At 66.3% G+C, this 23,727-nt stretch carries 22 protein-coding genes and 1 pseudogene; 10 read left to right on the top strand and 13 right to left on the bottom strand.

What is annotated here, in order from left to right; translation table 11 throughout:
* Positions 1–124 precede the first annotated feature (124 nt).
* Entirely contained in the window at positions 125–901 is a 777-nt protein-coding gene (locus GON09_RS14800) for an SDR family oxidoreductase (RefSeq protein ID WP_213932445.1), read from the top strand.
* Complete coding sequence (locus GON09_RS14795) at positions 898–1,812, top strand: SDR family oxidoreductase (protein WP_213932444.1); 915 nt, start codon at positions 898–900, stop codon at positions 1,810–1,812. Before GON09_RS14800 ends, GON09_RS14795 begins: the two co-directional genes overlap by 4 nt.
* Positions 1,813–1,875: 63 nt before the next feature.
* Here GON09_RS14795 and GON09_RS14790 read toward each other — a convergent pair whose 3' ends face one another.
* The 3 genes from GON09_RS14790 to GON09_RS14780 all read right to left on the bottom strand — a co-directional run bounded on the left by GON09_RS14790 (position 1,876) and on the right by GON09_RS14780 (position 4,267).
* Positions 1,876–2,535, bottom strand: coding sequence for a GNAT family N-acetyltransferase (locus GON09_RS14790; protein ID WP_213932443.1), 660 nt, complete (start codon positions 2,533–2,535; stop codon positions 1,876–1,878).
* Between the two features lie 93 nt (positions 2,536–2,628).
* On the bottom strand, positions 2,629–3,102 hold the full coding sequence (locus GON09_RS14785) for a nitroreductase family deazaflavin-dependent oxidoreductase (protein ID WP_213932442.1): 474 nt from the start codon (positions 3,100–3,102) through the stop codon (positions 2,629–2,631).
* Between the two features lies 1 nt (position 3,103).
* The gene (locus GON09_RS14780; RefSeq protein WP_213932441.1) at positions 3,104–4,267 is read right to left on the bottom strand and encodes a steroid 3-ketoacyl-CoA thiolase; all 1,164 of its coding nucleotides are present in this window, start codon (positions 4,265–4,267) and stop codon (positions 3,104–3,106) included.
* 181 nt (positions 4,268–4,448) lie between these two features.
* Between GON09_RS14780 and GON09_RS14775 the strand changes: the two genes are divergently transcribed.
* Positions 4,449–5,702, top strand: coding sequence for a cytochrome P450 (locus GON09_RS14775; RefSeq protein ID WP_213932440.1), 1,254 nt, complete (start codon positions 4,449–4,451; stop codon positions 5,700–5,702).
* Between the two features lie 95 nt (positions 5,703–5,797).
* Here the strand turns inward: GON09_RS14775 and GON09_RS14770 are convergent, their stop codons facing one another.
* Positions 5,798–6,337, bottom strand: coding sequence for a helix-turn-helix domain-containing protein (locus tag GON09_RS14770; protein WP_213932439.1), 540 nt, complete (start codon positions 6,335–6,337; stop codon positions 5,798–5,800).
* A gap of 66 nt (positions 6,338–6,403) precedes the next feature.
* Between GON09_RS14770 and GON09_RS14765 the strand changes: the two genes are divergently transcribed.
* The gene (locus GON09_RS14765; RefSeq protein WP_213932438.1) at positions 6,404–6,760 is read left to right on the top strand and encodes a hypothetical protein; all 357 of its coding nucleotides are present in this window, start codon (positions 6,404–6,406) and stop codon (positions 6,758–6,760) included.
* A gap of 14 nt (positions 6,761–6,774) precedes the next feature.
* Here GON09_RS14765 and GON09_RS14760 read toward each other — a convergent pair whose 3' ends face one another.
* From GON09_RS14760 to GON09_RS14735, 6 genes are read right to left on the bottom strand one after another with little or no spacing between them, the layout of a single operon-like run.
* Positions 6,775–7,347 (bottom strand): nucleotidyltransferase family protein, encoded by a 573-nt coding sequence (locus GON09_RS14760; protein ID WP_213932437.1) that lies wholly within the window; start codon positions 7,345–7,347, stop codon positions 6,775–6,777.
* A 9-nt stretch (positions 7,348–7,356) separates the two neighbouring features.
* Positions 7,357–7,770, bottom strand: coding sequence for a nuclear transport factor 2 family protein (locus GON09_RS14755; protein ID WP_213932436.1), 414 nt, complete (start codon positions 7,768–7,770; stop codon positions 7,357–7,359).
* Positions 7,767–8,648: a TIGR03619 family F420-dependent LLM class oxidoreductase gene (locus GON09_RS14750; protein ID WP_213932435.1), complete on the bottom strand. Its 882-nt coding sequence runs from the start codon at positions 8,646–8,648 to the stop codon at positions 7,767–7,769. The genes GON09_RS14755 and GON09_RS14750 overlap by 4 nt, the downstream gene beginning before the upstream one ends.
* 8 nt (positions 8,649–8,656) lie before the next feature.
* Positions 8,657–9,832 (bottom strand): thiolase domain-containing protein, encoded by a 1,176-nt coding sequence (locus tag GON09_RS14745; RefSeq protein ID WP_213932434.1) that lies wholly within the window; start codon positions 9,830–9,832, stop codon positions 8,657–8,659.
* The gene (locus GON09_RS14740) at positions 9,832–10,893 is read right to left on the bottom strand and encodes a thiolase domain-containing protein (protein WP_213932433.1); all 1,062 of its coding nucleotides are present in this window, start codon (positions 10,891–10,893) and stop codon (positions 9,832–9,834) included. Before GON09_RS14740 ends, GON09_RS14745 begins: the two co-directional genes overlap by 1 nt.
* 13 nt (positions 10,894–10,906) lie before the next feature.
* Entirely contained in the window at positions 10,907–11,878 is a 972-nt protein-coding gene (locus GON09_RS14735) for a Zn-ribbon domain-containing OB-fold protein (RefSeq protein WP_213932432.1), read from the bottom strand.
* Between the two features lie 90 nt (positions 11,879–11,968).
* On the opposite strand from GON09_RS14735, the pseudogene GON09_RS14730 reads away from it, so the two are divergent.
* Positions 11,969–13,000: pseudogene (locus GON09_RS14730) on the top strand (LLM class F420-dependent oxidoreductase); the annotation flags it as partial.
* A gap of 94 nt (positions 13,001–13,094) precedes the next feature.
* On the opposite strand, the gene GON09_RS14725 reads toward GON09_RS14730, so the two are convergent.
* Both GON09_RS14725 and GON09_RS14720 read right to left on the bottom strand, forming a co-directional pair.
* The gene (locus GON09_RS14725; RefSeq protein WP_213932431.1) at positions 13,095–14,624 is read right to left on the bottom strand and encodes an AMP-binding protein; all 1,530 of its coding nucleotides are present in this window, start codon (positions 14,622–14,624) and stop codon (positions 13,095–13,097) included.
* Between the two features lie 127 nt (positions 14,625–14,751).
* Positions 14,752–15,621, bottom strand: coding sequence for a crotonase/enoyl-CoA hydratase family protein (locus GON09_RS14720; RefSeq protein WP_244865516.1), 870 nt, complete (start codon positions 15,619–15,621; stop codon positions 14,752–14,754).
* Between the two features lie 45 nt (positions 15,622–15,666).
* Here GON09_RS14720 and GON09_RS14715 point away from each other — a divergent pair, with 45 nt between their 5' ends.
* Together GON09_RS14715 and GON09_RS14710 are read left to right on the top strand one after the other, a co-directional pair.
* Positions 15,667–17,334: an acyl-CoA synthetase gene (locus GON09_RS14715; protein ID WP_213932429.1), complete on the top strand. Its 1,668-nt coding sequence runs from the start codon at positions 15,667–15,669 to the stop codon at positions 17,332–17,334.
* 7 nt (positions 17,335–17,341) lie between these two features.
* Positions 17,342–18,454, top strand: a complete 1,113-nt coding sequence (locus tag GON09_RS14710) for an NAD(P)H-dependent flavin oxidoreductase (protein ID WP_213932428.1) — start codon at positions 17,342–17,344, stop codon at positions 18,452–18,454.
* 84 nt (positions 18,455–18,538) lie between these two features.
* Here GON09_RS14710 and GON09_RS14705 read toward each other — a convergent pair whose 3' ends face one another.
* Positions 18,539–19,120, bottom strand: a complete 582-nt coding sequence (locus GON09_RS14705; RefSeq protein WP_307854382.1) for a TetR/AcrR family transcriptional regulator — start codon at positions 19,118–19,120, stop codon at positions 18,539–18,541.
* Between the two features lie 350 nt (positions 19,121–19,470).
* Between GON09_RS14705 and GON09_RS14700 the strand changes: the two genes are divergently transcribed.
* From GON09_RS14700 to GON09_RS14690, 3 genes are read left to right on the top strand one after another with little or no spacing between them, the layout of a single operon-like run.
* Positions 19,471–21,264, top strand: coding sequence for a multicopper oxidase family protein (locus GON09_RS14700; RefSeq protein WP_213932427.1), 1,794 nt, complete (start codon positions 19,471–19,473; stop codon positions 21,262–21,264).
* Complete coding sequence (locus GON09_RS14695) at positions 21,261–22,436, top strand: alpha/beta hydrolase (RefSeq protein WP_213932426.1); 1,176 nt, start codon at positions 21,261–21,263, stop codon at positions 22,434–22,436. The genes GON09_RS14700 and GON09_RS14695 overlap by 4 nt, the downstream gene beginning before the upstream one ends.
* Complete coding sequence (locus tag GON09_RS14690) at positions 22,433–23,710, top strand: oxygenase MpaB family protein (protein WP_213932425.1); 1,278 nt, start codon at positions 22,433–22,435, stop codon at positions 23,708–23,710. The genes GON09_RS14695 and GON09_RS14690 overlap by 4 nt, the downstream gene beginning before the upstream one ends.
* The last annotated feature ends 17 nt before the right edge of the window (positions 23,711–23,727 follow it).

The raw sequence follows: 23,727 nt of genomic DNA, 5'->3' as shown, positions 1-23,727 counted from the left end.
ATTCCCACTGAGCAGGAGCGGAGGTCGGAGGGCGGGGGAGCCGGTACCAAACCAAGCGATTGCTTGGTAAGTTGTCGGCGTGAGACCCGCGCATCCTGCGGGGTGAACGACGTGGAGGCAGCGAATGGATCTGGGACTCGACGGTGCGGTCGTGCTCGTCACCGGGGGGATACGAGGAGTCGGTGCAGGTATCACCAAGGTGTTCCTCCGCGCCGGCGCGACAGTCGTGACGTGTGCACGCAACGAACCCGAACAGCCACTCGAAGCAGACGGGCGGACCGCGGAGTTCCTGAAGTGCGACGTCCGCGACGCCGATCAGGTCGGCACGTTGATCGAGACGATCGTGGACCGCCACGGCCGGCTCGACGTCGTGGTGAACAATGCCGGTGGCTCGCCGTTCGCGCTGGCAGCCGATGCCAGCCCGAAGTTCCACGCCAAGATCGTGGAGCTGAACCTGCTGTCCCCGCTGCTGGTCGCGCAGGCCGCCAACGCGGTGATGCAGAAGCAGGACACCGGGGGATCGATCGTCAACATCTCGAGCGTGAGCGGATCCCGCCCCTCCCCGGGCACCGCGGCCTACGGTGCGGCCAAGGCGGGCGTCGACAGCCTTGCACAGTCGCTCGCCGTCGAGTGGGCACCGAAGGTACGGGTGAACTCGGTGGTGGTCGGCCTGGTCGAAACCGAACAGTCGCACCTGTTCTACGGAGACAAGGCGGGTGTCGCCGCAGTCGGCGAGACCGTCCCACTGGGCCGGCTGGCTCAGCCCGAGGACATCGGCCACTGCGCCGCGTTCCTGGCCTCTCCGCTGTCGAGCTACGTCAGCGGATCGACATTGACCGTCCACGGCGGCGGTGAACGCCCTGCCTATATGGCAGCGGCCCGAACGAAGGAGACGAAGTGAGTGGACTGCTGGACGGGCGCGTCGTCATCGTGACCGGCGCCGGGCGTGGCCTCGGCCGCGCCCACGCCCTGGCCTTCGCGGCCGAGGGGGCAAAGGTCGTCGTCAACGACATCGGTGTCGGCAGCGACGGATCCGCCACGGGTGAGAGCCCGGGTGAACTGGTCGTCGAGGAGATCCGTGCCGCAGGCGGCGAAGCCGTCGTCAACGGTGACGACGTCGCCGACTGGGCCGGTGCCGAGAACCTCGTGAAGACGGCGCTCGACAATTTCGGCCGGCTCGACGTGCTCGTCAACAATGCCGGCTTCCTGCGCGACCGCATGCTCGCCAACATGAGCGAGGACGAGTGGGATGCCGTCATCCGCGTGCACCTCAAGGGGCATTTCGCGCCGATGCGTCACGCCATGTCCTATTGGCGCGCCGAGGCCAAGGCCGGTAACCCCGTCGACGCCCGCATCATCAACACCAGCTCGGGCGCCGGTCTGATGGGCAGCATCGGTCAGGGCAACTACGCCGCCGCCAAGGCCGGTATCGCAACGCTCACCATCCAGGCCGCAGCCGAATTCGGCCGCTACGGTGTGACCGTCAACGCGATCGCACCGTCGGCACGCACCCGGATGACCGTCGGCGCCGGGGGCGCGATGGCCGAGATGATGGCTGCGCCCGACGAGGGTTTCGACGCCATGGCGCCGGAGAACGTCTCGCCGCTGGTCGTGTGGCTCGGCAGTGCCGAAGCGAAGGACGTGACCGGTCGCGTGTTCGAGGCCGAGGGCGGCAAGGTGTCGCTGGCCGACGGGTGGCGGCACGGCGAGGCGATCGACAAGGGCGACCGCTGGGATCCCAAGGAACTCGGCCCCGTCGTCGAAAAGCTGATCGCGGCGTCACAGCCGCCGACTCCGGTATACGGGGCCTGACGGCCCCCGTGCGCGTTTCCGGTAGCAATTGCTACCGGAAACGCGCACGAGCGGCGCAGCCGCCTAAGCCGGTGTGCGGATGATGAGGGTGGAGCCGGGAAAGTACGCGGCGAGTTCGGAACGCGCCTGCTTGAGCGTGGCGGTGCCGTAACCCTGCTTGCGGAACTCGGGATGCACCCAGATCCGCACGTCGACCTCGTTGCCGGTCAGCTCACCGAACGCGAACCCGATGGCCTTCGGCTCGTCGCCCGAAAGGTCTTCGGCCACAAGCCACATCCCGGACTCGTCGTCCATCAACTCGGCGCCACGCTGTCGTTCCGACTCGACCCGCTCGTCGCTGTCGTCGCCCAGCTGGTCGGCGCAGCGCACCGTGAACAGCGCGGTGTCGGCCGCGCTGTGGGAGATGGGACGCAGCCGGAAATGCGCGCCGGTCGCGTACGGCCGCGCCGCCGTCGTCCACTGCAGTACCGCATCGAGATCGTCGAGTTCCTCGCGGATCTTCTTCCGCTCCGCCTGCGTCAGGCGGCGGAACGGAAGATTGAGCACGGCCTCCGCACAGAACTCGTCGGTGTCGAGCAGCGAGGCGAGCTCAGAGACGGCCTCGGCCCGGTCCTTGCTTTCGACGATCACGTCGAGCACCTCGTGGCGTCTCTCGAGTGCTCGAAGCAGCGCAGCTGCGATCTCGCGCCGGTCGAGTACCTTGTCGTGATTCGTGGTTGCCATCGTGCGACATCCCTTCGTCGAGAACATGGACGTACGGGACTCAGTATTCCCGCCCGAGACGATCCGGGCGACCGTGCAGTCCGTGAACCCGGCTCACTCGCACACGACGACGGGAATGACCCGGTCGGTCCACGACTGGTAGTTGTCGAAATCCGGATACATCGCCGTGAGCTTCGGCCAGTACGCGGCCCGCTCCTCGTCGCTCGCCACGCGAGCCCGCATCGTCCGGATCCGCGACTTGATCTGGACGGTGACCTCAGGATTCGCCTGGATGTTACGGAACCACAAGGGGTGCTTCGGAAGTCCTCCCTGGGATGCCACCAGTATCACCTTGTCGCCGTCCTCGAGGAACAGCAGCGGGGCCGTGCGCGGCTGTCCGGTCTTCCGCCCGATCGTGGTCACCAGGCACACCGGGATGCCCCACGGGAAGGCGCTGCCCACTCGCCACTTCCCGCCGAGGCGCCCTCCTGTTGCCCGGTACGCCGCGACGTTGAATCGGGACATCCACTTGATGATCGAGACGGTGGCCTTCGAATCCAGGCCCTTCGGTGCTGCTTCGCTGCCCACGTCAGATGCGCTCGATGATCGTGCCCGTCGCCAGCGCGCCACCGGCGCACATCGAGATCAGTGCAGTCGACGCGTCGCGACGCTCGAGTTCGTGCAGTGCGGTGGTGATCAGTCGGGAACCCGTGGAACCCACGGGATGGCCCAGTGCGATGGCACCCCCGTTGACGTTGACCTTGTCCATGTCGGGTCCGTGCACCTGAGCCCAGGACAGCAGCACCGACGCGAAGGCCTCGTTGACCTCGAACAGGTCGAGATCGTCGATGCTCATGCCTGCCTTCCTCAGCACCTTTTCGGTCGCCTGCACGGGACCGTCGAGGTGGAATTCGGGTTCGGCCCCCACGAGCGCCTGCGCGACGATCCGCGCCCGCGGCTTCAATCCGAGCGCTTTCGCCCGGTCGGAATCCATGAGCAGCACGGCTGCGGCCCCGTCCGAGATCTGCGACGACGTGCCGGCCGTGTGGATGCCGCCCTCGAGCACCGGCTTCAGCTTCGCCAGCGACTCGGTCGACGTCTCGCGCAGACCCTGATCGCGGGTGACCGTCATCTTCTCGCCGGTGCGGTTGCCTTCCTTGTCCACGACGGGCGCGACGACCGGCAGCACCTCGCGGTCGAACCGGCCCTCGTCCCAGGCCTGCTTCGCGAGCTGCTGTGATCGCACTCCGAGCGCGTCGACGTCCTCGCGGGTGATGCCGCGACGCCGCGCGATACGTTCGGCCGCCTCGAACTGGTTGGGCATGTCGATGTTCCAGGACTCCGGCCGGCGCGGGCCGGCCTGATCACCGACGTTGGCACCGAGGGGGACCTGGGTCATCGCCTCGATGCCGCACGCGATGCCCACGTCGATGGCGCCGGTGGCGATGAGACCCGCGATGAGGTGGTTGGCCTGCTGCGCCGACCCGCACTGGGCGTCGATGGTGGTCGCGCCGACCTGCCAGGGCAGGCCTGCATTGAGCCACGCGGTGCGGGTGATGTTGTTGGACTGGGCGCCCGCCTGGGTGACGCAGCCACCGATGACCTGTTCGACGAGCTCGGCGTCGATACCGGCGCGTTCGACGAGTCCGCCCTGGACGGCGCCCAGGATCTCGGCAGCGTGCAGGCCCGCGAGCCATCCACCTCGCTTGCCGATCGGGGTCCGTGCGGCCTCGACGATGACTGGTGTGCCCACTTCGGGCTCCTTTCTCCTACGTTCTTCGCAAAATAGAACAGGTTTCCTCGACAGGCAACAGAACTCGATTATCCCACGGGACGTGCGGATCCCTTGGTCGCGCGGCAGAGCTGTGTTTGAATGGTTTTAGAACGTGTTCCATATCACGCGAGCGGTACTCGCCAGGGCAGGAGAGATATCAGTGGCGCAGCCGAACATCCCCGAGGACATCGACTTCACCGACCCCGATCTGTATCTAGACCGTATGCCGTTCGAAGAGTTCGCGGAACTGCGGAAGACGGCGCCGGTGTGGTGGAACAAGAAGTCTCCCGACGTCGGTGGGTTCCACGACGACGGATTCTGGGTTGTCTCCCGGCACGAGGAGGTCCGTGAGGTCTCCCGCCGGAGCGACGTGTTCTCCAACTGGGAGAACACTGCGATTCCGCGGTTCAACGACGACATGCCGCGCGAAGCCATCGAACTGCAGCGTCACGTCCTGCTCAACAAGGACGCTCCCGAACACACCAAACTGCGCAAACTCGTCGCCCGCGGGTTCACGCCGCGCGCGATCAACGGCCTGCGCGACGAACTGGATCGCCGCGCGAGGGCCATTGTCGGAGAGGCGTGTGAGGCCGGCGGTGGCGACTTCGTCACGCAGATCGCCGCTGAACTCCCGTTGCAGGCCATCGCCGATCTCATCGGTGTGCCGCAGGAGGACCGCGCCAAGATCTTCGAATGGTCCAACCAGATGACGGGCTACGACGACCCGGACAACACCGCCGACCCGGCGGCCGCGTCGATGGAAGTGCTCGGGTACGCGTACCAGATGGCAGCCGAGCGCAAGGCGAACCCGGCGGACGACATCGTCACCACTCTCATCGAAGCCGACATCGACGGCGACGAACTCGCCCCAGAAGAATTCGGCTTCTTCTTCATCGTCCTCGCGGTGGCAGGCAACGAGACCACACGCAACGCCATCACCCACGGCATGGCCGCCTTCCTCGACAACCCGGAGCAGTGGGAGATCTTCAAGCGCGACCGTCCGAAGACCGCCGCCGACGAGATCATTCGCTGGGCCACGCCGGTCACCTCGTTCCAGCGCACCGCACTCGAGGACACCGAACTCGGCGGGCAGACGATCCGCAAGGGCGAGCGCGTGGTCATGCTGTACGCGTCGGCCAACAACGACGAAGAAGTGTTCGAGAACCCTCGTGAGTTCAACATTCTCCGGGATCCGAACCCGCACTTGGCATTCGGTGGGACGGGAGCACATTACTGCCTGGGCGCCAATCTCGCCCGCATGGAGATCGACCTGATCTTCAATGCGATCGCGGATCACGTCCCGGATATCACGAAGATCGGCGACCCGCACCGCCTGCGGTCGGGTTGGCTCAACGGCATCAAGGAATTCAAGGTGGACTACAAGACTTCGGGTGGGTGCCCGGTCCAGCACTGATCCGAGTTCTCGGAAGAGGTCCCCGATTGCCGTTGCGTGGTCGGGGGTCTCGTGCGTTGTCCGAGCGGGCTCGCCCTCCCGGCATCGGGAGCGGATCAGTCCGCGACGTCTCGGCCCGGCATGATGATTCTACTGATCAGCCGGCGCCGCCGGTCCGGTGCCGGGCCGAGTTCCGCAAAGCGCGCGAGTACCCCGCCGATCTCGGACACCATCGACAGTGCCTCCTCGTCCGTCAGGTCGAGGGCGACCTGCCGATAGCCGACGACGTCCTCGGCCAGGCTGCGACGCGCCGGGTCGTCGAGATAGGCGTCGAAGTCGGCGAGCAACTGCGCGGTGAACGCGAGAAAGGCTCGCCGGTGCTCGTCGTTGCTCATCGCGACCGCGTCGTCCCCGGTCACCTGCGCGCGTTCTACGACGAGACGGTAGGTGCGCTCGACCGTGCCCCGGACGCGGCGTTCGGCCACGACCTCGAGGATGCCGGCATCGGCCAGGACGGCGATCTGCCGGTAGAGGGTCGCGGTGGAGACGTCGTCGAGCAACGCTTTCAGTTGTGCAGGGGTAGCGGTTCGGTCTCCGAGCAGCGCCTGGACGATGCGTAGGCGTACCGGATGCAACAACAGTTCTGCGGTCGTCATGCTCTCCCTCCATGCTCGACCTTCTCACAGTTGACATTGTTCTCATAAATGAGAATAATCGTTGATATGACAACGATGGCTTGGAACAACGAAACCTTGCAGGTGCGTTTCACGGTCTTCGAGAAGATCGCCGGACTGATCGGCAATGTCGATGTGCCGCTGACCGCGATCCGGAAGGTGGAAGCGCACGCCGACGGGCTTGCTGCGGCACGCGGAATCCGCGCTCCGGGTCTCGGACTGCCGGGTGTGCGCAAGATCGGTTCCTGGCGTGGTCGCGGACGCAACGAACTCGTCTCCGTGCGGCGTGGGCAGCCCGCCGTGCGCATCGAATTGGAAGGCCACAGGCGCACGGCGCTCGTGCTGGGTGTCGACGACGCCGAGCAATGGGCCGAAAAAATGAAGTCCCGTACGACCCTCGCCTGATCCGTTACGCGAAATCAGTCGAGGCGCTGCAGATCCTCGGGAGTATCGATATCACCGGCATCGGCGAGGGGTGTGCACTCGACGCGGCGCACCCGTTCACGGTTCCGGGCGAGGAATGATCGTGCTCCCTCGTCGCCGGTGGCTTCGTCGGCGGCGACGAGAGCGTCGGCGATATCGAACACCACCGGATGACCGGGGCGATCGCCGAAGATCGGGAGCGTCACCGTACCCGGGCGGTGCACATCGAGAAGATATCGAACCAGTTCGCTTGTGATACCGGGAAAATCGACGACGGTGAGCGCGATCCGGTCGTGGGCCCGCGCGGCATCGACCCCACGGCGCAGGGAGGTCGACATACCGTCGGGCCAGTCGGGATTGTGTACGGCGGTGGTGCCGGGCGGGCATGCCGTCGCCACGTCGTCTCCGTACGCGCCGGTCACCACCACGACGGCGTCGCATCCGCCGTCGAGCAGAGCATCGACGACGGTATGCAGCAGGGGGCGGCCGCGGTGGGGGAGCAGCGCTTTCGCACGTCCACCCAATCGCGAGCCGTCCCCTGCCGCAAGAACGATCCCGGCTGTGCCCATAGCCCGACTCTACGAGACAGGTCGGATGGTCTTCATCGCTCGATCCACTTCCCAGAACGCGCGCAACGACACGATCTTCCCGTCCCCGTTCACCCGGTAGACGAACACCCCTTCCGCGTCGATGAGGTTTCCGCCCATCGTCGTACGAATGGTGCCGATGTTCACGCACTCGTCACCGCACACCAGCACGTCGTCGATCAGGAACTCGAGTTTCTCGGTGTTCGCGATGGTCATGTCGTAGAACTTGCCGATGGCCTCGTGGCCGTGATGGCCCTTGCCCTCGGGGTCGAAACCGGACGGTCCGACCGGATCCTCGACACACGCGTCCTCGGCGAACAACGCCAACCATTCGTACTTGCGTCTGCCGCTCGCCGCCGCCTGCGACGCCCGTGCCGCCACCCGTGCGGGGTGCTCCTCGCTCATGCCGAGCCCTTTCCGTGAATGTACTTGTCGGCGAACTTCCGCAACGATTCCTGCTTCGCCTCGAGCGGGGAGTCGAATCCGTGGCCGTCGAAGATCCACGGCACGACGATGATGTCGGTGACCCCCGCGTCGGCCAGTTCCGCATATCCGGACGAGCCGAACCTGTCGATGCATACCGCCTGGATCTCGAACGGCAGGTCGCTGCGGCCGTATTCGTCACGCAGTTCACGCAGCCGCGTGACGACACCGACGAGATCGTCGAACTTGATCATCGCCGACGTCCAACCGTCGCCGATGCGCGCGGCACGGCGAAGCGCGACATCGGTGTGCCCGCCCACGTAGAAGGGCACCGGTTCGGTGGGTGCCGGGCTCATCTGCAACCGGTCGAACTCGTAGAACTCGCCGTGGTGTTCGACCATGCCGCCACCGAGGATCAGCTTCAGCACGTCGATCATCTCGTCGACGCGTTTACCCCGCTTCGCATAGGGAACACCGCACCACTCGAATTCCTCCGGTGCCCAGCCGATCCCGACACCGAGACCGAACCGGTTGCCGGTAAGGTTCGCGACCGACCCCACCTGGCGTGCCAGCAGGACCGGATTGCGGGAGCCGAGCTTGAGGACCTGCGTGTAGAACCGGATCGTCGACGTAGCCGCCGCCATGGATGCCGCGGCGATGAGCGGATCGACCCACGGGGTGTCGGGTGTCCACATCCGCGAACCGTCGGGCGTGTACGGATAGTCGACCGTCTGCTTCTCCATGAAGAACAGCGAGTCGGGCAGTGTGATCGAGGTGTAACCGCACTCCTCGGCCGTCTGCGCGATGCCGGTGAGCTGGTCGAGCGGGGTCATCGCGACCCCGACGGTGAACGAGACCATGACGCCTCCTAATTCGTGGGCCGGTCGGAGCCCACCACCCACATCGAGAAGTACTGCGATCCACCGCCGTAGGCGTGCCCGAGTGCCTTGCGGGCACCGTCGACCTGATGTTCCCCGGCCTTGCCCATCACCTGGATCGCGGCCTCCGCGAACCGGATCATCCCCGACGCACCGATCGGGTTGGAGCAGAGCACGCCACCGGACATGTTGATCGGTAACTGACCGCCGATAGCGGTCTCACCGGCCTCGGTGAGTTTCCATCCCGAACCTTCGGGGGCGAAACCGAGGTTCTCGAGCCACATCGGCTCGAACCACGAGAACGGCACGTAGATCTCGGCGCAGTCGATCTCGGTGAGTGGATCGGTGATACCGGCCTGCTTCCACAAGGCTGCGGCGGCGATGCGGCCGGCTTCGGGATTGACCTGGTCGCGACCCGCGTAGGTGGTCGGTTCGGTGCGCATCGCCGTGGCGTGGATCCAGGCCACTCGGCGGCCTGCCTGCTCGGCAGCCTTCGCGGTGTCCTCGTCGCCGAGCACCACCGCGCACGCACCGTCGGACGACGGGCACGTCTCGTCGTACCGGATCGGATCCCACAGCATCTGCGAGGCCTGCACCTTCTCGAGGGTGATGTCGGGCTGCTTCAGATGGGCATACGGATTCTTCGCGCCGTTGAGACGGTCCTTGACGGCGACCATTGCCCCGATGTGTTCGGGAGCGCCGGCCCGGCGGATGTACGAGCGGACGTGCGGCGCGAAGTATCCGCCGGCACCGGCGCCGACCGGCATGGTGAACGGTACCGGAGTGGACAGCGCCCACATCGCGTTGGATTCCGACTGCTTCTCCCAGGCCACCGCGAGCACCCGACGGTGGACACCGGCCTGCACGAGGCTTGCCGCGACGTTCGCCGTCGAACCCCCGACGGACCCGGCGGTGTGCACGCGCAGCATCGGTTTGCCCGTGGCACCGATGGCGTCGACCATCGACAGTTCGGGCATCATGACACCTTCGAACAGGTCGGGGGCCTTGCCGATGACGACGGCGTCGATGTCGTCCCAGCCGACCTGCGCGTCGGCCATGGCGCAGTCGATCGCTTCGCGGACGAGTCCGGACATCGACACGTCGTGCCGCTTGGCGACGTAGTGGGTCTGCCCGGTGCCGAGGACAGCTGCGGGTTGCTTCGCCATCAGTTGCGTCCCTCCAGAACGGCTACCAGATTCTGTTGCAGCACAGCACCACTCGTCGCATGCGCGAGTGCGCGTCCGGCGGTGCCGGTCATGATCGCCTGCGCGGCGTAGCCGATGCGCTCGAGACCGCCGGAGAACATCGGGTTGCCCGTCAGCGGTCCGCCGGACGGGTTGATCGTCGTCGACTCGCCCAGGCCGATCGCCTCGCGGAGGATGAGTTCCTGGTGCGTGAACGGCGCGTGCAGTTCGGCGACGTCGAAGGCGGTGTCGCCGCCGGTGACGGCCTGCGCTGCGGCCCGCGTCGACGGCGACACCGTGAGGTCGAGCGAACCGAAGTTCGGTGAGTCGGTGCGGTGCTCGATCCCGGTGATCCACGCGGGGTTCTCGCACAGTTCGCGAGCGCGGTCGCCGGTCGCGAGGACGATGGCGGCAGCACCGTCGGTGACGGGAGCGCAGTCGTGCTTGCGGAGCGGATCGGCGATGTACGGCTGCGTGAGCAGTTCGTCGATGTCGAGGTCTCCCGAGAGCTGCGCCCTGGGATTGCCCTTCGCAGCCGCGTGGCTGCGGACGGCAACCTCGGCCATCTCGCGTGCCGTCCACTTGCCGGATTCGAGACCCATGCGCGCCTGCAGGCCGGCGAGTGAGACGGAGTCGACGCCCAGTGGCGCCACGAGGTACGGGTCGAGCTGCAGGGAGAGCGTGCGCCGCAGGGTGCCGGCCGACGACTTGCCGAAACCGTACACCAGGGCGGTGTCGACCTCACCGGTGATGAGCTTGACCCACGCCTCGTACAACGCCCAGGCCGCGTCCATCTCGACGTGTGACTCGTTGATGGGAGGAACGGCGCCGATCGCGTCGATCGCCGAGATGAACGAGAATGCGCGTCCGGCAAGATAATCGGAGGAACCCGAGCACCAGAAACCGATGTCGGACTTGGTGATGCCGAGCTTGTCGTACAGCTCCTGGAAGCACGGGACGAGCATCTCGACGCCGTTGGTGGTGCCGAACGTCTCGCGCACGTGCGGAGCGTGCGCGAAGCCGACGACTGCAATGTCTGTCATGAATTCGCCGCTCTCAGAGGTGGTGTTTGAAGGTGTCGTAATCGGCGTCGGGTTCGCCGGTGGGCCGGAAGTACTCGATGTTGCGCAGCGTGTGGTCCCACTCCTCGCGCGGACGCCACTTCGCCTCGACGCGCATCCCCATCCGCACCTCGGATGCGTCGCACTCGAGGATCAGGTGCAGGAACGCGATGTCGGCGCCGTCGAGCAGCACGTACGCGGCAACGTAGGGCGGCTTGATCTGCTGGCCCATGAACGGCACGTTCACGATGCAGAAGGTGGTGACGATGCCTCTGTCGGGAAGCTCGACGGGTTCCTTGGTGGGCACCCCGTCGGTGGGACTCGCGCCGCGCGGGGGCACGTAGACCTTGCCGCCCGGTCCGGTGCGGCCGCCGATGATCTTGCCTTCCTTGAGCCCTCGCAGGTACCAGGACTCTTCGGGGGAGGCTGCATGTCGGTAGTGCAGGTCGACGGGGGTGGTGATCATCGTGACCGGTTCGCCCTCGGTCGCTGCGACGGTGATCGTCGCCTCGCCGGGTTCGAAGGCTTCGATGTCGTGGATGTCGCCGGTACGTTCGGCGGCCCAGCGGGCCCGCACGCGCAGACCCGTCTCGATCTCGTCCGGGGATGCGACGTCGACCGCGTGCAGCAGCGTCGTGTCGGCTCCGTCGAGGCGGATCAACGCCCACGCGAACGGCCGGTCGAACGGCTGCCCGGGCAGCGGCTCGGCGTTCCACGTCCAGCTCACCACAGTGCCGGTCCGACCGACCTCGACGAAATCGGTGAGCGGCTCATGGGTGACCGCGTCGAATTCGGGGGGCGGGACGAGAACCCGTCCGTCGGATCCGCGGGCGCCGAGAATGCGGCCGTCGCGCAGTCCGGTGACGAAGGCTCCGACGGTCGGCCCGGTGGATCGTGTGTAGTCGAACTTCAGATTCAGCGGTGCGTTCAGCGGTGGCTCGGCAACCGCGCTCTTTCCCAGGCTCACAATTTCGAGTAGAACAGGTTCTAGTGTTGCTGGCAAGAGCGGCGCGCGAACTGCACCTCGTCGCAATTCGTCCGACAGGAAAGGCGTCCAATGAAACTGGGACTGCAACTGGGTTACTGGGGTGCTCAGCCGCCCTCGAACGCACCGGAACTCGTCGCTGCGGCCGAGGCCGAAGGATTCGACGCCGTCTTCGCCGCCGAGTCGTGGGGGTCGGACGCATTCACTCCGCTGGCGTGGTGGGGTTCGTCCACCGAACGGGTACGGCTCGGCACGTCGGTCGTGCAGATCTCCGCGCGTACCCCGACGAGTTGCGCGATGCACGCGCTGACACTCGATCACCTCTCCGGCGGCCGGCACATCCTCGGGCTCGGTGTCTCGGGGCCACAGGTGGTGGAGGGCTGGTACGGGCAGCCATTCGCGAAACCTCTCGCGCGCACCCGCGAGTACGTCGACGTGATCCGCACGGTGCTTGCGCGCGAAGCGCCGGTGACCAGCGACGGTCCGCACTTCCCGCTGCCCTATGCGGGTGCGGGATCCACCGGGCTCGGCAAACCGCTCAAGCCCATCACGCACCCGCTGCGGTCGGACATCCCCATCTGGATCGGCGCCGAAGGGCCGAAGAACGTCGCGCTCACCGCCGAGATCGCCGACGGCTGGCTCGCGATCTACTACACCCCCCGGCTGGCGTCGATGTACGACGAATGGCTCGACGAAGGATTCGCTCGGCCGGGCGCCCGGCGCACCCGTGAGGATTTCGAGATCGCGGCGACCTGCCAAGTGGTCGTCACGGACGATCGCGCAGGGACGATCGCGGCGATGAAACCGGTGACCGCGCTGTACGTCGGGGGAATGGGTGCGCCGGAGTTGAACTTCCACGCGCAGGTCTACCGGCGGATGGGCTACGACGCCGTGGTCGAGGAGGTGACGGCGCTGTTCCGTGCCGGTCGCAAGGACGAAGCGGCGGCGGCGATTCCGGACGAGATGGTCACCGAGACGATGATCGTCGGCAACGCCGGCGAGGTCCGCGAGGGTGTGAAGCGCTGGGAGGAGGCCGGCGTGACGATGCTGCTGGTCGGTTGTCGCGACGTCGACCAGGTGCACACGATCGCCGACGTGGTTCTGCGTCAGGAACGCGACAGCGGGCGTGAACCGTTCCGTGAGGACGGTTCACGCCCGCTGTCGGGTGACGGGCCTCAGCAGGCGTAGCCTGCGGGCCTCAGGAGGTGTAGGCCGCCTTCAGCTTTCCCTTCACCAGCTTGCCCGTGGGTGTGCGGGGCAGTTCGTCGACGAAGTCCACCGACCGCGGCACCTTGAAGTGCGCGACACGCTCGCGGACGTACGCGATGAGGTCGTCGGCGAGATCGGGTGATCCGGTAGTGCCCGACGACACCTGGACGACCGCCTTGACCTCCTCGCCCATCTCCTGGTGCGGCACGCCGATCACGGCGACGTCTTCGACGGCCGGGTGCAGCGCGAGGATGTTCTCGATCTCCTGCGGATAGATGTTCACGCCACCGGAGATGATCGTGAACGACTTGCGGTCGGTCAGATACAGATAACCGTCCTCGTCGAGATAACCGAGATCGCCGACCGTGGTCCAGTTCGGATGCTCGGGATGCTGAGACGCCGCCGTCTTCGCGGGATCGTTGTGGTACGAGAACGGAACGTTCTCGGTTTCGAGGTAGATGGTCCCCACCTCCCCGACCGGCAGTTCCCGGCCCTTCTCGTCGCAGATGTGCGCGGGACCGAGCACGCTCTTGCCCACCGAACCCGGGTGGTCGAGCCATTCCTGGCTGTTGATGAAGGTGATCCCGTTGGCCTCGGTGGAACTGTAGTACTCGTAGATCACCGGTCCGAGCCAGTCGATCATCGCCCGCTTGACCTCCGGCGGGCACGGAGCTGCGGCGTGGACGAGCACGCGCAGGCTCGACAGGTCGTGGCGGGCACGGATGTCGTCGTCGAGCTTGAGCATGCGGACGAACATCGTCGGCACCATCTGACCGGCGGTGATCTTGTGTTCCTCGATGTGCCGCAGCGCGGTCTCGGCGTCGAACCTCTCGGCGAGAACCACGGTGCCGCCGAGCGCGTGGATCGCGCCGCCCCAGCGCAGAGGCGCCGCGTGGTAGATCGGGGCGGGGGAGTAGTAGATGTCGGAGTCGGTGATGCCGAAGAGGAACTGCGCCACCGTCACCAGCGCTTCGCCGGGTTCGTCGACGCGACGTTCCGGCAGTGGCGGCTGGATCCCCTTCGGAAAGCCCGTGGTTCCGGACGAATACAACATGATGGCGCCGCACGGCTCCTCGTCGAGGCGAGGGCCGGCCGCGGCGAGGGCGTCGTCGTACGACCCGAAGCCGCGCACGGCGCCGCCGAACGCGAGTCGCACCGAGCCGATCGCGACCTTCTCGCCGACCTGTTCGGGGAGCTCGCCGAGCGTCGCCGACACGATCAGTGCCTTCGCGCCGCTGTCCTCGACGATGTACGCAACCTCGCCGGGGGTGAGGTGACTGTTGACCGCCGTGATGTACAGACCGGACCGGAGAGCGGCCCAGAAGACCTCGAAGGCCTCGGGCTGATTGTCGGTGAGCAGGGCGACGACGTCACCGGTGCGCAGACCCGCATCGTGCAGGACGCGGGCCAGCGCTGCCGACCGGTCGTCGAGTTCGCGGTAGGTCAGGCTCCGGTCGCTGTCGGCCAGGACGACGGCGAGTTTGTCCGGGGCGGTCCTGGCGTGCACTCCTGGATACATGGGGCTCCTCATTGCCTCGACGAACGCTGTGACCCTGTGTCCTGGGTCACAGCGGGCAATGTAGCAGAGCTAAGGAGATGACTGTGGCCACGCTCTCATGGGTGGGAGCGCGGTCTGCAGCGACAGGTCAGGAGCCGGTGAACCTGGGGGCGCGCTTCTCGGCGAACGCACGCGGGCCCTCCTTGGCGTCTGCGCTCTTGAAGACGGCGGCACCGAGTTCGGCGTCGATTCGGAAGGCCTCCTCCTCGTGCAGTCCTTCCGAGTCGCGGATCGTCTTGAGAATGGCCTGCACGGCGACCGGCCCGTTGTTCGCGATCGTCTCGGCGATCTCGAGGGCCTTGTCGAGCGCAGTGCCGTCGGGAACGACGTAGCCGATGAGGCCGATCTCCTTGGCCTCGGCAGCCTTGATGTGGCGGCCGGTGAGCAGGATGTCGGCGGCGATCGTGTACGGGATCTGCCGGACGAGGCGCACCGCGGAGCCGCCGAGTGGGAACAGTCCCCACTTCGCCTCGGAAACACCGAATTTCGCGCTCTCGCCGGCGACGCGGATGTCGGTGCCCTGCAGGATTTCGGTGCCGCCGGCGATGGCGGCACCTTCCACCGCTGCGATGAGCGGCTTGGTCAGGCGGCGTCCCTTGAGCAGCGCCGGCAACCTCGACAGGTCCCAACCCCCACCCTCGAATTTGTCGCCGGGGGCGGACTGGTTCATCGCCTTGAGATCGGCTCCCGCACAGAACGCTCCACCGGCACCGGTGAGGATCGCGACGCGGATCTCGGGATCGCTGTCGACGCGATCCCAGGCCTCGTTCATGATCGCCATCATTTCGCCGGACAGCGCATTCCGCGCCTCGGGGCGGTTGAGTGTGACGATCAGGACGTGGCCGCGTTGCTCGACGAGGCAGTGCGGTTCGCGGGACGAGATGTCCGAATCGGCTGCGCCGGGGGCTTCGGTAGCGGACACTGGCGGGACTCCTCGCGGTGTTGTGAACTGGATCATACTCGGGTCTTGTCAGGAACGGTAACACGTTCTACTTTTGTCAGCGTGGCCCTAAACATCGCAGACCTCGTCGAACACGCAATCGACCTCGTTCCCGAACGCGTCGCGCTGGCATCGGACGGACGTGAGGTCACCTACGCACAGCTGGAGGAACGAGCCAACCGACTTGCTCATTACCTGCGCGAACAAGGTGTGAAGCCGGGCGACAAGGTCGGCATCTACTCGCGCAACACCATCGAGGCCGTCGAGGCGATGATCGCGGTCTTCAAGATCCGCGCGATCATGATCAACGTCAACTACCGCTATGTCGAGAACGAGTTGCAGTACATCTTCGACAACTCGGACATGGTCGCGCTCGTCCACGAACGTCGCTACTCCGACAAGGTCGCGAACGTCCTGCCGAGCACGCCGCTGGTGAAGACCGTGGTGGTCGTGGAGGACGGCACCGACGCCGACTTCTCGTCCTATGCCGGCATCGAATACGAAGCGGCGCTGGCACAGAGCCGCCCGGAACGCGACTTCGAGGCACGCAGCGCCGACGACATCTACATGCTCTACACCGGCGGCACCACCGGTCATCCCAAGGGCGTGATGTGGCGCCACGAGGATGTGTGGCGCGTCCTCGGCGGCGGTATCAACTTCATGACCGGTGAGTGGGTCAAGGACGAGTGGCAACTCGCGAAGGAGGGCGCCGAGAATCCCGGTCTCGTGCGCTATCCCATCCCGCCGATGATCCACGGTGGTGCCCAGTGGGCGCTGTTCCAGTCGTTGTTCAGCGGCAGCAAGGTCGTCATGCACCCCGAGTTCTCGGGCCACGAGGTGTGGCGCATCATCGACGACCACAAGGTCAACGTCATCTTCATCACCGGCGATGCCATGGCCCGCCCCATGCTCGACGCACTCGAGGAGGGTAACCCGACAACCGGTAAGCCCTACGACCTCTCGACCCTGTTCGCCATGGCATCGAGTGCGGCCCTGTTCTCTCCGTCCATCAAGGACCGCTTCCTCGAACTCCTTCCCGGCAAGGTCATCACCGACTCCATCGGCTCGTCCGAAACGGGATTCGGCGGCATCGGCATCCACGAGAAGGGCAAGACTCTCGGCGGCGGGCCGACGGTGAAGATCGACGAGTCGACCACCGTTATCGACGACGACGGCAACCCGATCGAACCGGGTTCCGGCAAGGTCGGCATGGTCGCGCGTACGGGCAACATCCCGCTCGGTTACTACAAGGACGAAGCCAAAACGAAGGCGACCTTCCGGGAGTACAACGGTGTCCGCTACTCGATCCCGGGCGACTATGCCCGTGTCGAGGAGGACGGCACGGTCACCATGCTCGGCCGCGGTTCGGTCTCGATCAACAGTGGTGGCGAGAAGGTCTACCCCGAAGAGGTCGAGGGTGCGCTCAAGGAGCATCCGGCAGTCTTCGATGCGCTGGTGGTGGGTGTTCCCGACGAGCGGTTCGGTGAGCGGGTCTCCGCTGTCGTCGCGTTGCGCGAGGGGGCGCAGGCGACGCTCGAGGAACTCATGACGACGGCACGGTCGAAGATCGCGGGGTACAAGGTGCCGCGCGCGGTGTGGTTCGTCGGTGAGATCAAGCGGTCGCCGGCCGGCAAGCCCGACTACCGGTGGGCCAAGGACCAGACGGGACTGCGCCCGGCCGACGAGGTCTACAACAACGGCGACGGCAACGGCGCCGCGGCGACGGGATAGAGGGCACATGCAGACCGGCCTCAGCAGGAAGTTCGGCATCGAGTATCCGATCTTCGGATTCACGCCCTCCGAGCACGTTGCGGCGGCGATCAGCCGCGCAGGTGGACTCGGTGTCCTCGGGTGTGTGCGGTTCAACGACCCGGAGGAACTCGACGCCGTCCTGACGTGGATGGACGAGAACACCGACGGCAAACCGTACGGCGTCGACGTCGTGATGCCCGCCAAGGTGCCCACCGAGGGTGCCGCCGTCGACCTCGACAAGCTGATCCCGGCCGAACACCGGGCCTTTGTGAACCGCACACTCGACGAACTCGGTGTCCCACCGTTGTCGGGGGACGTCGCCGAGGCGAGCGGTGTGCTGGGTTGGCTGCATTCGGTGGCGCGTTCGCACGTCGAGGTCGCCCTCGCCCACCGGCCTGCGCTGATCGCGAATGCGCTCGGCTCCCCGCCGAAGGACGTCATCGACCTTGCGCACGAGAAGGGAGTGCCGGTCGCGGCACTTGCGGGAGCGGTCGAGCACGCGAAGCGGCACGTCGAGAACGGTGTCGACATCGTGATCGCGCAGGGCTACGAGGCCGGCGGGCACACGGGTGAGATCGCGTCGATGGTGTTGTGGCCCGAAATCGTCGACGCTCTGGGCGATTCGACAGCCGTGCTCGCGGCCGGGGGTGTGGGTTCGGGACGGCAGGTCGCGGCGGCGCTGGCCCTCGGCGCGTCGGGTGTGTGGATGGGTTCGTACTGGCTCACCACTGCGGAGTACAAACTCGGCTCTGCCGCGCACGGCCCGTCGTCGATCCAGCGTGCTCTGCTCGGCGCGAGCTCGTCCGACACGGTGCGGTCGCGGATCTACTCGGGCAAGCCGGCGCGTCTGCTCAAGACCAAGTGGACAGAAGCGTGGTCGAAACCCGATGCGCCCGAACCGCTGCCGATGCCGCTGCAGAACATCCTGGTGAGTGAAGCGCACCAGCGCATGTCGGCGGCCGACGATCCCGAGGCTGTCGCGATGCCGGTCGGGCAGGTGGTGGGGCGGATGAACGAGATCCGTCCGGTCGCGGAGATCATGGCCGAACTCGTCCGGGGTTACGACGAGGCGGTCGATCGGCTGAACAGAGCCCGATAGACGACACGGCTCGACAAGTCCACAGTGGTGGGGTGGCAGATGCCCGGGGCGGAGTGATCCGCCCCGGGCATCGTCCGCTCGGGATCAGCGCCGGACCAGGATCTTCAGCAATTCCTGAATCTGTGTGGCGGTGGGGGAGGGCAAACTGTCGCGGCCGTACAGGAAACCGATCCCCGCGTAGACGAGGGTGCCGGCGCGTAGCTCCGCTTCGTCCTCGTCGAAACCCAGTTCGAGGAAACAGTTTCGGACGACGGCCATGATGCGCTGGTCCAGCGCGCGGACCGACTCGGCGACCTGCGGGTCGCTGCGCGCCCATTCTCGCACCGCGACCTCGGCCTCCCAGGCACGTTCGTCGACGAGCATCGCACCCATGCGGGCGAGCCGTTCGTCGACGGGCAGTTCCTCGAGGCTCGTCAAGCCGCGCGCGGCGTCGTTGTCCTGCGAGGTGTAGCGGGTGGCGATGGCCTTCATCAGATCGTCGATATCGGAGAAGTGCCAGTAGAAGCTACCTTTGGTGACTCCGAGGTCGTCGCACAGGCGCGAGATCTTCACGGCGCTGCGGCCTTCGGAGACGAGTAGGCGCAGACCCGCTCCGGTCCAGTCGTCGAGGGACAACCGTGGTCGCCTGCCCGACCGGCGACCACTCTTCGCCGGTTGCTCTGCCACGGATGGTCACCTCGTCTCGGTCGGATCCGAAATCGAGACTACATGTCCGACCGGGACAGTGCCGTGAGGATGGCATCACGTGCCGAGTCGTGGTACGGGACGGGCCAATAGTGCACGCATGGAGCCGAATCCTGTCCGGGAAGCGTGACGACGGTAGAGCTGGGCAGTGCCCGCTTCCGGGCGGCGCCACGAGTCCGTCGCAATGGAAGACGATGCGATGTAGCTCTGGAAATCGGGTGATCTGCACACCTCCGTACGCACTGTTGACCAAACCATACCGTATGGTACTGTGGCGGCGATCACGATGATGTCCGCGTCGATTCCCGATCCGGAACAGAGAAAGTCGCGTCATGCAGAGAATCACCCGTAGAACCCTTCTCGCCGGGTTCGCCGCAGGAACCGGCGCGGTACTGCTCGGCGGGCGGGCGTTCGCGGACGGCCCGGACGTCTCCCGCCCCCTGTTGTTCCGCTCCCCGCGACTCGAACCCTTCGTCGACGAACTGCCCGTCCTACCGCGTCTGGACGCGGCGACGTACCGGATCGACGCCGTCAGCGCGACGCACAGTTTCCACCGCGACCTTCCGCCGGGACCCACCCTCGCGTACGGCGACAACACCTACGGCGGCCCGACTCTCGTTGCGCACCGTGGGCAGGAGACATCGATCGAGTACCGCAACGTGATCGACAGGCACCCCTTCGCCCCCGACTTCGACACCACGCTGCACGGTTTGAGCGAACGCGACCGCACCGACGTCCCCACCTCGATGCACCTGCACGGCGGCGTGACGCCACCCGAGTTCGACGGCAATCCGGAGCAGATATCCCGTCCCGGACAAGGATTCACCTACCGGTTCCCGAACCGCCAGGGCGCGACGACGATGTGGTACCACGACCACGCCATGGCCGTCACGCGTCTGAACGCCTATGCGGGTCTCGCAGGTCTCTACCTGCTCCGCGACGAATACGACACCGGGTTGCCCGGCAATCCGCTGGGCCTGCCCACCGGTGAGTTCGAACTCGATCTGGTGTTGCAGGAGAAGATCGTCAACGGCGACGGCTCACAGAGCATCCGTTCCACCCCGATCGTCCCGCAGGGACGGTGGGAGGGTGGCGCCGTCGGCGACGTCGGAGTCGTCAACGGCAAGATCTGGCCCGAGGCGCGGGTCGCGCGCGGTCTCTATCGGCTCCGGTTGCTCAACGCGGCCTCGTTCAGCATCTGGGATCTGCACTTCTCCAATGGCATGCCGTTCTGGGTGATCGGCATGGAAGGGGGCCTGCTCGACGCACCGGTTCCCACGACTCGCGTGCGACTGTCGCCCGGCGAACGGGTGGACCTACTCGTCGATTTCGCGCACCTCGATGCGGATGCCACCGTCGAACTGCGCAACTCCGAACCCGCCGCGCCGCAGGCCGCGCAGATCGGCGCCGTCCACATGCCACTGTTCCTGCGCATCCGAGCCGGCCGGTCGAAGGGTTTCACCGGCCCGGTGCCGCAGCGGCTGCGCGGCGGTCCGGCGCTGCCACCGCTCGTCGGTCCGATCCCGACGCCGCAGAACATCCGCAACGTGTCGTTGAGTCAGCCTTCGGCCGTGCGTATTCCGCCGTCGATCATGTCGTTGAACAACCTGAACTACCACAGCGACGACATCGAGATGCCACGTCAGGGCACCGTCGAGCAGTGGAACATCGTCAACGCGACCCCCGACCCTCACCCGATCCACCTGCATCTCGTGCACTTCCGTGTTCTGGGGCGGCAGGCGATCAACACGCTCGCGATGTGCGCGCGGCAGCCGCAACCGCCCATCGGGATCAAGTGGACACCTGATCCCGACCCGTACGTGGTCGAACCGATGCGGGGACCGGAGCCGTGGGAGACGGGATACAAGGACACCGTCATCTGCGATCCGAACTCGGTGACCCGCATCGTTGCCTATTTCCCGACGGCCGACGAACTCGGTTTCGACCCCGATGCGGCGTTCTCGCGCGAGGTGCACACCTTCGATCCGCATCGCGCCGGGCACGGCGCGCCCGGCGATCACTCAGGCCATACCGGCCACGGCGACCTGCAGGGATATGTGTGGCACTGCCACATCCTCGACCACGAAGACCACGACATGATGCTCAAATACCGGACGGTGACATGACTTCCATCAGTTCCACCACCACCCGAGACCACTTCCAGCGCATCCCGTACGAGCCGGCGAACGACGGTCGCGTCGAGATGCACTCCGGACTCAGCCGCCACTACCCGACACTGCACGGCAACCTGGTCGCACAGCCCGGGTATTCGAAGGACGTCGGCGTGGTCATGTGCCACCCGGCATCGAACTTCCTGAGCCACTTCCTGCTCCGTGCCTTCGCCGAAGCAGGTGTTCCCGCAATGGGACTCAACACCCGCTACTCCTCCAACGAACCGGCGCTCATCATGGAGCGGGCCGCCTTCGACCTCGGCACCGGTGTGCGCTGGATGGCCGACGAACTCGGCTTCGAGAAGGTCGTGCTCCTCGGGTTCAGCGGCGGTGGATCGCTCGCGTCGTTCTACCAGTCGCAGGCACAGAACCCCACCGTGACGGCCACCCCCGCCGGCGACCCGGCACCGTTCGCCGAGGCGAACCTGCGACCGGCCGACGCCGTGATGCTCGTGGGTGCGCACCCGGGTCGGGCACGCGTGCTCCGGCACTGGATAGACGGCGCGGTCACCGACGAATCCGACCCCTACGCCACCGATCCCGACCTCGACCTGTACGCCCCGGGCCGCACCGCACCGCTGGACCTCGAATGGTTGCAGCGATACCGCGCTGCGCAGCTCGCGCGGATGCGACGGATCGACGCGTGGGCGCTCGACCAGCTCGTCGAACTCGAACGCAGCGGCGCCTCCGACCGTGGATTCGTGGTGCACCGCACCGTCGCGGATCCACGTTTCGTCGACCTGAGCATCGACCCGAGCGATCGTGAACTCGGCTCGATGTACGGAGATCCGAAGGCCGCCAACACCGCCGCAGGGGGATTGGCGCGCTTCGTCACCGTGCGGAGTTGGTTGAGCACCTGGAGCGTCGACCACACCCACGCCGATGCCCTCACCGACCTCCGCAACGTCACTACCCCGACGATGGTGATGAGCCTGCTCGGCGACCAGGCGGCCTTCGCCGAGGACTCGCGGCTGATGTACGACGCGCTCGCGGGCACCCACAACGAACTGATCGAGATGCGGAACCTCAACCACTATCTCGTGGATCAACCGCACGGGCTCTCCGAGGTCGTCGGACGGCTCGTCGGATGGATCCGCCGAACGGTACTCGAGGAGGTATCGGCATGACCGGCACACTCGCCCCTCCCGCATCCACCACACAGGACCGGTGCCCGAGCGCCTTCCCCTACTGGCAGGCCCTGCAGAAGCCCGGTGTGAAACGCACCCGCGCCTTCGTCCGCCGCCTCACCGGTTTCGATTTCCTGCCCACAGACGACCAGGCCCGGGCCCTGTGCAACGATCTGTTCAGCGGCGACCCCACGGCGGAACGCTTCGTCGACGAGGTCTACCACGGCAAGACCGGGCCGCAGACGACCCGAGAGATGCTCGACACGGCCCTCGTCGACGGCATCGACTCACTCGACGACGTACCCGAGGCGATGAAGGCCCTGTTCGAGGAGTTCGAAACCGTCCCCGACTGGGTGCAGCCCGAACTCGTCGAGCAGGGCGCCGCGATCTGGCGGCGCTGGGGCACGATGCTGTTCAGCTTCGCCGGCGCCGAGACCCTCGAGATCTACACGGAGGCGGCGGTCGCGACCCCGCTGTCGCTCGCCGGAGGTTACGCCGGGGACAACGCGCTACGACGTTTCCTCGAGACGTGCCGGTTCTGGATCGACGTGTCCGAACCCGGTGCGCTGCTCACCCCGGGTTCGAAGGGGCGGGCGACCGCGCTGAAGGTGCGCGTGATGCATGTGTCGGTGCGCTCCCGCGTGGCGAGGCACCCGGAATGGGATGTCGCCAAATGGGGACTGCCGATCAGCCAGACCTACATGCTGCTGACCCTCATCGCGGGCAGCCTCACCCCGGGCTTGGCCCTGTGGACCCTCGGCTACCACACCACACCGCGAGAGATCCGCGCGCTCATACACTTCCAGAAGTACATGGGCTACCTGCTCGGAGTGCGCATGCAGTGGTATCCCGAGACCATCGCCGACAGCATCCGCGCGCTGATGACCACTGTGATCTCCCGTTCCTACGACTCCGGCGAGCACGGCAAGGAACTCATCGAGTCCTACCCGCAGGCGTTCGCCCCGCGTGACGGGCACCGCGGTCTGAAGAAGCTGCGCGAGCAGTACAACTTCCGCATCAACTCGGTGTACTCGGCGATGTTCATGGGGCCGGGTACGCGCCGCAAGTACTCGATGCCGACAGTACTTCCATGGATGATCATCCCGATCGTCCGCTTCCCACTCATCACCGCGATGGAACTCGTCCGGCGGTTCGTCCCCGGTGCCGCGGGTGTGCACGAGAAGATCATGTGCGCCCACCGCGAGAACTGGTACCGCGCCCAGATGGACGGACGCGAAGCGCAATTCGATGCCAGCGGAGCGCTGCGGCGATAGGCGCCGATGGAGCACTA

The sequence above is a fragment of the Rhodococcus sp. B50 genome, assembly GCF_013602415.1.
Taxonomy (GTDB): domain Bacteria; phylum Actinomycetota; class Actinomycetes; order Mycobacteriales; family Mycobacteriaceae; genus Rhodococcus.
This window is presented reverse-complemented; position numbering and strand designations above follow the sequence as displayed.